General features: G+C 25.2%; 6 protein-coding genes and 1 tRNA gene. 5 read left to right on the top strand and 2 right to left on the bottom strand.

The annotated features are described in order from the left end of the window. Positions 1-305: 305 nt before the first annotated feature. The 4 genes from QOZ93_RS13625 (at position 306) to QOZ93_RS13610 (ending at position 7,120) form a co-directional block, all read left to right on the top strand. Positions 306-1,250 carry an AAA family ATPase gene (locus QOZ93_RS13625; RefSeq protein ID WP_307357362.1) on the top strand — a complete coding sequence of 315 codons (945 nt, stop codon included), beginning with the start codon at positions 306-308 and terminating at the stop codon, positions 1,248-1,250. Continuing rightward, complete coding sequence (locus tag QOZ93_RS13620; protein ID WP_307357360.1) at positions 1,243-2,310, top strand: DUF58 domain-containing protein; 1,068 nt, start codon at positions 1,243-1,245, stop codon at positions 2,308-2,310. The genes QOZ93_RS13625 and QOZ93_RS13620 overlap by 8 nt, the downstream gene beginning before the upstream one ends. Next, positions 2,297-4,654 carry a transglutaminase-like domain-containing protein gene (locus QOZ93_RS13615; RefSeq protein WP_307357358.1) on the top strand — a complete coding sequence of 786 codons (2,358 nt, stop codon included), beginning with the start codon at positions 2,297-2,299 and terminating at the stop codon, positions 4,652-4,654. The genes QOZ93_RS13620 and QOZ93_RS13615 overlap by 14 nt, the downstream gene beginning before the upstream one ends. Before the next feature lie 186 nt (positions 4,655-4,840). After that, positions 4,841-7,120 carry a methyl-accepting chemotaxis protein gene (locus QOZ93_RS13610; protein WP_307357355.1) on the top strand — a complete coding sequence of 760 codons (2,280 nt, stop codon included), beginning with the start codon at positions 4,841-4,843 and terminating at the stop codon, positions 7,118-7,120. A 93-nt stretch (positions 7,121-7,213) separates the two neighbouring features. Here the strand turns inward: QOZ93_RS13610 and QOZ93_RS13605 are convergent, their stop codons facing one another. Further along, positions 7,214-8,104: a phosphatidylserine decarboxylase gene (locus tag QOZ93_RS13605; RefSeq protein WP_307357352.1), complete on the bottom strand. Its 891-nt coding sequence runs from the start codon at positions 8,102-8,104 to the stop codon at positions 7,214-7,216. 76 nt (positions 8,105-8,180) lie between these two features. After that, on the bottom strand, positions 8,181-9,785 hold the full coding sequence (locus QOZ93_RS13600) for an ABC1 kinase family protein (RefSeq protein ID WP_307357349.1): 1,605 nt from the start codon (positions 9,783-9,785) through the stop codon (positions 8,181-8,183). 377 nt (positions 9,786-10,162) lie between these two features. On the opposite strand from QOZ93_RS13600, the gene QOZ93_RS13595 reads away from it, so the two are divergent. Further along, a tRNA-Arg gene (locus QOZ93_RS13595) sits at positions 10,163-10,239 on the top strand. Positions 10,240-10,353: the final 114 nt, after the last annotated feature.

Here is a 10,353-nt window from a genome sequence, read left to right as displayed (position 1 = left end):
TTTTAATTGATAATTTCCACGATTTGAAGTATAATTTTTATGTAAATTAATATGTTTTGTCATATATTAATTTTACTATAAATCTTTCACTCTTTGGAGTGGGAGATTTATTTTTTACGCAAAAAGCTGTCGCACTATTTTTTAGTGCGACAGCCCCTTTTTTAAAATCTTTATATTAGTGATTGCTATTAAATAAAATATTATTCAAATTTTCTGATAAATACACTTAAATATATGGTTAAAATTAGTAGTAAAAGGTATAATTAGAATATGAAGTATTTAATTATACTATAAGGAGTTAATATATGAATAATAAGATAATTAATGATGTAATAGATAATATAGAAAAGGTTCTAATAGGTAGGAGTAATGAGGTAATAAATATATTAAAAGGCATATTAGCTGGAGGCCACATTTTGATTGATGATGTTCCAGGAGTAGGAAAAACTACACTAATAAAGGTGTTAGCTAAAACTCTTAGTTTAACATGTAATAGAATTCAATTTACACCAGATCTGTTACCTACAGATATAACAGGTGTATCTATATTTAATCAAAAATCTCTAGAATTTGAATTTAGAAAAGGGCCTATATTTTCTAATGTTATATTGGCTGATGAAATTAATAGGGCAACACCTAGAACTCAATCTGCATTACTTCAGGCTATGGAGGAAAGACAAGTAACAGAGGGAAGTAAAACATACAAAATAGGCGATCCATTTATAGTTTTAGCCACAGAAAATCCTATAGAATATGAAGGTACATTTCCATTGCCAGAAGCAGAATTGGATAGATTTATAATTAAAACAAGTATAGGATATCCAGAATTTAGAGATGAAATTAAGATATTGCAAGTATATAAAGACCACAATCCAATGAATAACATAAAATCTATTTTTAATGAGGGAGATATTAAAGAAATACAGGAGGCTGTAAAACATATTCATGTAGAATTAAATGTATATGAATACATAGTCAATGTTATAGAACAAACAAGAAATAATGAATATATTAAATTAGGTGCAAGTGTAAGGGGATCAATGGCACTTATGAGAGTAGCACAAGCTAATGCCTTTATTCAAGGTAGGAAGTATGTAATTCCTGAAGATGTAAAAGAGAATGTTAAGCTTGTTCTGTCACATAGGTTAGTTCTATCTTCTTTAGCCCTTAAAGATGAATTAACAGTGGAAGATATTATAGATAAAATTTTAAATAGAGTACCTATGCCCAAGGTGATTATAAATGATTAAGATAAATATTAAATTTCTAACGGTATTTATGGTATTTACTTGTATGTATGTATTAATAGGTGGTCAATTGTTTAATAGTATTTTTTATTTATTATTAATGATTTTAATAATAGGTCTAATAGAAGTTTTAATAATAAGATTTTTTATAGATATAGAAGTTTTTTATAAGAATATTGATTATTTTGTTGGAGATGAATTTATTTTACATATAAATTTAAAAAATAAAACACCGTTAGTTATAACCTATGTTTGTATATTACAAAAAGAATTTGATAAGTGTATATATGTAAAATCTTTTCAAAATATAAAAATAATTAGAAAAGTTAATTTACAAAAAAGAGGTATCTATAATATTGATGATATTATTATAGATTATAAAGATATATTTAATATTTGGCGAGTTAATTATATCAAAAAAATTAATAAAAGTATTAAGGTATATCCTAAGATTATTAATATAGAAGAGGATATAAAGAAAGCTAAATCGGATAATAATGTTTCTAATCTTAATATATATAACAAAGAAAATAATAATTTAATAAGAGAAGTAAGAAAGTATGAGATTGGAGATAACATCAGACAAATACATTGGAAGGTTTCGGCAAAATGTGGACATTTAATGATAAAAAATTTTGAGGATGAAACTAGTGTAAATATTAGTCTATTTATAAATCTTAATGGATTAGATAGGGAAACATATAGTATTTATGATGAACAAATAGTTAGTTATACAATATCAATAATATATTTTCTAATGACTAAAGGGTATAAACAAAATATATTTATAAATTCTATAGATGAAAATAAATTCTATATCAACGATATTCAGAATTTTAAAAATATTAATGAGTATTTTTTTAGGGATAATTTTTATAAGTATAATGATTTTATAGATTTTATAAATAATAACATTAATAAAAATAAAACAATAATAATTTTATCTTTAGAAAGTAATAAAAGATTAGAAGAACAGATTAAAGTTTTAAGAGGTCTTTCTTATAAAGTTACTTTAATTTTAATTGAAGATATTATTAAGGGTGAAAGATATGAATTTAGATAAAAAAAGCTTTTATTTATTTAATTTTTGTGTTTGTGTTTTTACAACTATAATTACTTCAAATTGTTTATTTCATGTAGCTAAAACAGGATTAAGAATAAAAAATATAGATTATAAGTTTTTATTTTTTTTATGTATGATTAGTATTTTTATATATATTATATTTTTTAAGTGTATTAATAATAAGTTTATTAGATTGTATGTTTTTATTGGTATTCTTATATTTGGAGGATTTATATATTTTCTAAATCATAAATTTATACATCAATTTATAAATAGTAATATATTAATTAATTATGATATCTTAGAAGAGTCTATATATAAAACTGAAGTTACATATTTTAAAAATTATAAGCCTATTCTTACAATATTTTTACCTATTGTATATTTATTTACGTTATGGATAACTGAAAATTTTTGGAAAAATGTAATGGTTTTTGTAACTACATTTTTATTAATAGTATTATGGTTTATTAATAAACAATTATGTTTAGCTTATATGAAGCCAATATTATTTTTTAATATGTTTATATTAATGGTGAATTCATACATTGGAAATTTAAAAATATTAATAAAAAAGGATGTAGAGATTAAAATAAAGCCAATTTTATTTATGAGTATATTTCTGATTATGAGTATAGTTTTAAATAAGGGGTTAGGGTATATTTCTACAGAGACAACAGGAAGAATATCAGAAAATAAGTATAGAGGTTTTATAAATAATATCATATATGGTAAGGCAGAGAATATTGATAATGAGATAAATCAGTTTAATTTAAATGAAGTAGGATATTCAAATAGTGATAAGAAATTAGGAGGACCTATCTCTATAAATAAAAAACAATTAATGAAGATTAAATGTGATAAACCTTATTTTTTAAAAGGAAGAGTAAAAGATATATACGATGGATATAGGTGGAATAAGAGACCTATGAAATATATGGATTTTGGGAATGAAATTGATTTAGGGATATATAACCTAGGGGATATGAGGAAGGTAGAGGTTACTAATAAAAAGATGGAAATAAAGTTAAACGAAGATTTTTTAAGTAGAAGCTTCTTTGCACCATTTTTGAGTTCTAAATTGTATACTACTCAATCAGGAAATATAAGTTATGATAAGGAACAAAATATAATGTTTTCGGATTCTATAAATGAAAAATACAGTGTTATATTTTCACAACTTAAACATGTAAATGGTATTACTTTACGGGAAGAAATATTAGATACAAATGAGGAATTTAGGGAGTACATGAATTATCCAATTGAAAAAATTAGTAATAATTCTGGTAATTGGCCAGAAAATTTCTATTATGGGGATTATGAATATCTTATTAGGGATAATTATGAAAAATACATTCAGCTTCCTCAAAATATATCTAAAAGGGTATATGATCTAACTTATGAGATAACAAAGGGATGTAAAGATAGTATGTCTAAAGTACATAAAATAAAAGAATACTTAGAAAAAAACTATAAATATTCCTTAGATGTATCAAATATACCTGAAGATCAGGAGTTTTTGGAATACTTTTTATTTGATCAAAAGAAGGGTTATTGTACTTATTTTGCTACAGCTATGGCTATAATGTGTAGAATAGAGGGTATACCTGCTAGATATGTAGAAGGATTTAAAATGTCAGATAACAAGGATAAGGAAGGGTATTATTATGTAGGAACACAAGATGCTCATGCTTGGTGCGAGGTTTTAGTAATACCAGAGTGTAATGTTTGGGCTATAGCTGAACCAAAGGTTTCTTTAGAAGGGCATACAAATAATATCAGACGAAGTCCTGTACCAAGGGAACAAGTTCAACAAATTCAAAATAAAGATATTAAAAATGAAAAGAAACCCAATAATAAAGAAGTGGATAAAAATAAACCTAAAAATAATGTAAAAAATAGAATTAATAAAAAGGAACGTGCAAAGAATGATAAGAGTATTAAAATAGATATAAAACACCTAAATATGATTAAGAAAGTAACCCTTGGTTTAATTAGTTTACTAGCAATTATGTTAATGTTAATTTTTATATTAAGACTTAGATTCAATGTTAAAAGAGATAAAATTCTAAAATCTGATTCAGTAATATATTTATATAAATATTACATTTATTGTTTAGGACTTTTAAATATAAAAAAGAAAGATTCACAAGGAGATCTAGAATTTGCAAAGTGTATAGATGATATATATATTTCTTTATACTTAAAAGAAATAGTTAATGATATGTATTTAGAATATTATGGTAAAGAAAATAGTTCATTAAATAAAGAATTTTATTATAATCAAATAGATGAATATATTAAAAGTAATTTGTCAAAGTTAAAATATTATATATTTAGGTAAAGTCTCATATAATATAGTAAAATAAATAAAAAATATTTACAAAAATATCTATTAAAATTATCATATTGATTATATAATTATAAATAATAGTTAAGAAAATTTTGAAAATAACGATAATTAACCCAAAGTACCTTTAACAATCATATCTAAAAGAAAATTCAATAGTTTGTATTGGGGGCGACAAATTTGAAAAAATTTCTTTTTAGCAACAATAAGGGAAAAAGGAATAATAAAAAGTTAGATATAAAGATTGATGGGAATACGAATGAAAAGGGTAAGGCTAATAATCAAAAGGTCTGTAATTATAAAAAAGTAAAGATAAAAAATATATTTAGGCTAATTAAGAAAGATAGTACGTCAAAAGGAAAAAAAGTCACTAAGAATAAAAAGACTAAAAAGTTTATGGTTATTGGGAAAAACAAATCAATAAGACAAAAAATTTCTGGGTTAATAATTATATTATTAATGCTTACATCCTTGATAACTTGTATGATAACATACATCAGAACATCCAGTATTGTAGGTAAGCAGACAAGAAGCAATATGGTATCCGTAAGTAATAGAGCCTTAGATACCATGAATGTAATGTTGGAGAAACAAAGGTTAGAGGTAGATTCATATACTAACTTATATCAAAATAGTCAAATATTAAAAATGGTTAAAGATAAGAAAGTAGGAACATCACAGTATAAGGCATTGTTAAAATCTTTAAGTGATGAATTTGAAGAGATATGTATGGGCGGAGATATTGAAGAGATATTTTTATCAGATATTAAAGGTAATATAATTAATAGTAATATTAAAGATAATATAGGTAAAAATGTTTCTAATGAGGAATATAATAATTCTGGGATTACAGGTATTAGATATGTAAGTGAAACTTTACCCTCAAAGATATCTAGTGATAAGGTAATAATCTTCACTAGTCCTGTTAAAGATAAAGAGGATTGTAATAGGGGGATAGGATATATAGCAGTAACTATTAAAGCTAGGTTTTTTGCTAAATATATTGAAAAAATAAGTATAGAAGGAATTAAATCTAGTCAAGCTATATTGTTAGATAATACAGGTAATATAATATATTCAAAAGATCCAAAAAAAATTGGAACTAAGTTAGAGGTTTCAGAAATACAAGATATATCATTAAAGTTAAGAGAAGGCAAAAAGGTTAAAAATTTTGGAAACCTTACATTTATGTTTAAGGATGAATTAAAAATTAGTACTTATGAAATAGTTCCTACGGTTAATTGGATATTAGTTATATTAAGCAATAATTCAGAGGTAAAGCAACCAGTTCAAGATATAACTATGGTAATTTTGGGAGTAAGTTTATTAATTTTGATTGCTTCTATTTGGCTAGGAAGAATATTATCAAAGTGTATAACTAAACCTATTGAAGAGGTTAAGGTATTAGTAAATAAAACAGCTCAACTAGATTTGGTAGAAGACGAAAATGTTGAAGAATTAATTGACCTAGGTGACGAAGTTGGCGTTATAGCAAGAGATATGGTAAAAATGAGAAAAATATTAAAGCATATAGTAGATGAGTTAATCAAATCATCTGATTCTATAAACAATAATGTCACTAGTGTTACTGATTTAATTAAAGAGTTAAAACAGGATACTGATGGAACATTCACAGAAACAGAAAGTTTATCTGCCTCTATGCAACAAACAGCTGCTACCGCTGAAGAAATTGCTGCATCATCAAATGAAATGGAGAATGCAGTAAGTCTTATGTCATGTAAGGCCCAAGATGGATTTAATATGTCAGAAGAGATTTCAGAAAGGGCCACTACAATAAAACAATTATCTATGGAGTCTAGAAAACATTCAAATGATATATATCATAAGGTAAAAGCGGAAATGAATAGGGCAATAGAAGAGGCTAAATCAGTTAAGGAAATACATCACCTAGCTGCGGCTATATTGGCTATAACAAAACAGACAAATTTATTAGCTTTAAATGCAGCTATTGAGGCAGCAAGGGCAGGCGAGGCAGGTAAAGGATTTACTGTTGTAGCTAATGAGGTTAGAAAATTAGCAGAGAACTCTCAAAAAACTGCAGTAAGTATACAAAGAATAGTTGAAAAAGTAAGTAATTCAGTAAAAAATTTAACTTGCAGTGCAAATAGTTTATTAAGTTTTATAGAAAAGGATGTTCAAGATAATTATGATGAGTTTATAGAGAATGCAGAACAATACAATAAAGATGCTGAGGAATTTAAAAAATTCATGGAGGAGTTTAGTAATACTTCCAGTGACTTGAACAATAGTATAACTAGTGTAGCTACGGCAATTAGTGAAGTATCTAGTACAATTGGTGAAGGCGCTGAGGGGATTGCTAATATTGCAAATAAGACAACTAACATAGTAGATAAAACTGACATACTAGAAAAAAATACAGTATTAAATAAAGATAGTGTTGAATCTTTAAGTGATTTAATTGAAAGATTTAAGCATTAAAATATAAAAGAGAGAATAAAATAAGAAATAAGTAAAAAAACTTTATCTTATGTTTTATCCTCTCTTTTTATTATGAAAGTTGTTATATTAATTTTATATTTTTGTTCCTATAGTTTCACCCATAGAAACCAATGTTTCTATACAATTATTACTATGTTTAATTATATCATCATGAATCTTTATTGTATTTGATTTAAATATTAAAATAACGGTTGAACCACCAAATTTAAAATAACCCTTTTCCATACCTCTAGTTATATGTTCCGTTTCTTTGTAAGTTTGTATAATGGAACCAACGCAAGTAGCACCTACCTCCATGTATATAACATCATCAAAGTTTTTAGATTTTAAAATACTCCATTCTCTTTTATTTTCAACAAAAACTTTTTTAATTTTTTGTAAAGAAATAGGATTTACGGAATAATATAACCCGTTTATTTTATTAGGTTTAGTGCATATACCATCATCTATAAAATGAAATCTATGATAATCAGTAGGGCAAAGTCTAAAAACTAAGCAAGACCCACCTTCATATGTTTTTGCAAGTTTTTTATCTTGTAAAAGTTCATCTAATGAATAATCAAAACCTTTAACACATAGGCTTTCAGTAGATTTTATATTGTTATATACTAAAAGCCTGCCATCACATGGAGAAATCAAATCATTAGTGCTTTTACTAAAGTCGTTTATATATTTGTCGTTTAACTCTCTTATAAAAAATTCATTAAAGGAATTAAAGTCTTTAGCATTCTTTTTATATTTATCCATATTAATATTTAGATCTACAATAAATTTATCAATTTTTTTAGCACTTAATCTACTATCACAATAAGAACCATATATCTTAGAAAAAAGTTTTTTCTTTACCAGTAGTTCTAATATACCTTTTCCAACTGGTGATGAGTATAGCCAGGTAAGTTGTTTTTCACCTGCAACATGTTCTATTTCATAAGTTTTATTTTTTCTATTATAGTATTTTATCATATATACGTATATACCCCTTTCAATGATTAAAATCTTTTTAATAACTAAAATATGAATAATAATTTATGCATTTAAACTAAAGTTTTCCAGAACGTATAATTGAAATTAAAAGCCACAAGCCCATAAATGCAGCTAACAAATATCCACTAATACCTAAGATAGATATATTTAAAATTTTAGGACCTATATTATATACTAATATAATAGAAGAGCTTATTATCATAGAAGCTATTATAAGAGCAAATACGATTCTATTTACCATTCTATTTAAAGATCGTATTGATTTTTCTAGACCATGAATTTTTAATTGAAGTTTAGCCCTACCATTTAAAAAGCTATCAGAGAGTTCTACAAATTTAGTTGGCATTCTAGAGGTATCTTTTATAAAAGTACGTGTTCTAATTAAGCTATTATCTAAATTAAAATCAGAAAACAAAGATGTTTTATTTTTACTTTTAACATAGGGCTTTGCAATAGACATTATATTTATATCTGGTGAAATTTTAACTGCTACACCTTCAACAATCACAAGACTTCTAATTAACATAGTTAAATCTTTTGGAAATTTTAAATTATTATCTTTTGCACATTTTAAAATTTCCTGTATCAGATCAGACATCTTTATATTTTTTAATGAAGTAGACATATATGCACTTAGTATATAATCAATATCTTCATATAAGTTATTCCGGTCAACGTAACCTGTTTTTATTCCAATGCTCATAATAATTGAAATAATTTTATGTATATCTTCATAAACAATTGCCATAATAAGTTCGTTTAATGCTTCTTGTAAACTTTTTGATAAAGATCCCATAAGCCCAAAATCTATAAAACAAATTTTACCATTATAAATTAGAAGGTTTCCTGGATGTGGATCTGCATGAAAAAAATTGTCTTCAAAAACCTGTTTAAAAAAAGAGAGGATTAATTTTTTACCTATGTCTTCCCTATCGTAATTATATTCTCTTAACTTGGAGAAGTTATTTATATTAAAACCATCTATCATTTCCATGGTAATAACTTTATTGGATGAAAAATTTTCTACTATATTAGGGCTATATACATAATTACATTCTTTATTGAATTCCCTAAATTTTTTCATATTCTTAACTTCATTTGTAAAATCTAATTCTAGTTCTGTACTATATCTAAGTTCTTCTAGAGCTTCTTGAGGGTCAATTATAAAATCAGATAGTTTTGATTTAGCCAAAGAAAATATTTTAGATAATATTTCTATATCCATATTCATTTGTTTTTTTATATTAGGTCTTTGAATTTTTACAATTACATTTTCGCCACTAAATAAGGTAGCTTTATGGACTTGTGCTATTGATGCTGAAGCTAATGGTTTTTCATCAAAAGATTTAAATGCTTTTTTTATAGATATATTGAAGGTGTTTTCAAATACATTGTTTATTGCTTCAAAGCATTCAGCAGGAACATTATTTTGTAATTTTGAAAGTTCATCAATATAAGGATCAGGTAATATATCTGGTCTAGTGCTTAAAATTTGACCTATTTTTATAAATGTAGGTCCAAGTTCTTCAAAAGCTTTTCTTAGATTTTTTGGTGAACTTTCATCCTGTCTTTTTATTTTCTTATCAACAACCGAACCAAAACCATAATGAGCTAAAATTTTAACTATTTCTTTAAATCTTTGAACAGAATTTTTATACATGATAAATTATATCTTTCTTAGTTCAAAAAAGACTTTACCTCCTAATTCATTACTTTTTTAGGTTCATATATGGATATTTTAACCTAATACTTTAAGTATATGCAAATTAAAGAATATGACTTAAAAATTACTAATAATAAAAAAGATAGTTAAATCATATAATACTTATTGTAGGGTAGAAAATCAACAAACTTTAGCCTTCCTTGTAAAGGCAACTTAAAATTTTGTTTGGAGAGTACCAAAAGGTACTCTCCTTACCCTATATAGCTAAATAAAAATATAATAATTAAATATAAATGGAAACAAATTCTCTATTTGGTTGACACTTCATCAAATTTGTAATATTATAAAAATGTTAAGGAAAAACTTAATATTTTGCATCCATAGCTCAGTAGGATAGAGCGTCCCCCTCCTAAGGGGAAGGCCAGGGGTTCGATTCCCTTTGGGTGCACCATAAAAACCATCTAAGTTTATATAAAATGTACCCTTTGTCAAGGACGTTTTAAAAAAGACTATATGATAAGATGATTTCTGTATTGAACAGGAGTCATCTTATTTAAGTTCCATT

The sequence above is a fragment of the Hathewaya limosa genome, from assembly GCF_030815255.1.
Classification (GTDB): Bacteria; Bacillota; Clostridia; order Clostridiales; family Clostridiaceae; genus Hathewaya; species Hathewaya limosa.
The sequence above is the reverse complement of the archived record's forward strand: the minus strand, read 5'-3'. Positions and strand labels throughout refer to the sequence as shown.

Coding starts and splice junctions, on each gene's coding strand:
- QOZ93_RS13625 (WP_307357362.1), top strand. CDS start 306: ATGAATAATAAGATAATTAATGATGTAATAGATAATATAGAAAAGGTT.
- QOZ93_RS13620 (WP_307357360.1), top strand. CDS start 1,243: ATGATTAAGATAAATATTAAATTTCTAACGGTATTTATGGTATTTACT.
- QOZ93_RS13615 (WP_307357358.1), top strand. CDS start 2,297: ATGAATTTAGATAAAAAAAGCTTTTATTTATTTAATTTTTGTGTTTGT.
- QOZ93_RS13605 (WP_307357352.1), bottom strand. CDS start 8,104: ATGATAAAATACTATAATAGAAAAAATAAAACTTATGAAATAGAACAT.
- QOZ93_RS13600 (WP_307357349.1), bottom strand. CDS start 9,785: ATGTATAAAAATTCTGTTCAAAGATTTAAAGAAATAGTTAAAATTTTA.